The sequence below is a fragment of the Psychrobacter sp. W2-37-MNA-CIBAN-0211 genome (assembly GCF_040309405.1).
In the GTDB taxonomy this organism is placed as follows: domain Bacteria; phylum Pseudomonadota; class Gammaproteobacteria; order Pseudomonadales; family Moraxellaceae; genus Psychrobacter; species Psychrobacter glaciei.
In genome coordinates this window covers 1-265 of the sequence record NZ_JBEOOU010000281.1, presented here as the reverse complement: position 1 = coordinate 265, position 265 = coordinate 1, and the positions used below count along the sequence as shown (strand labels likewise).

At 44.2% G+C, this 265-nt stretch carries 1 protein-coding gene; it reads left to right on the top strand.

The annotated features are described in order from the left end of the window. A partial coding sequence (locus tag AAEY72_RS15235; RefSeq protein ID WP_502945403.1) for a carbamoyl-phosphate synthase domain-containing protein occupies positions 1-265 on the top strand: 265 nt, incomplete at both ends.

The window sequence follows — 265 nt, the reverse complement described above, 5'->3', positions numbered from 1 at the left end:
CACAAACACAAGCAATTTTGGCATTAGCAGATGGGACGATTTTTCGAGGCGTAAGTATAGGCAGTCCTGGTCACCGAGTAGGCGAAGTGGTCTTTAATACCGCAATGACAGGCTATCAAGAAATCCTAACTGATCCAAGCTATGCGCGTCAATTAGTTACGCTCACTTACCCGCACATCGGTAATACGGGTACTAATCTTGAGGACGATGAATCAGGTAACGTCAATAATAAACATCAAATATGGGCAGAAGGTCTGATCATTCG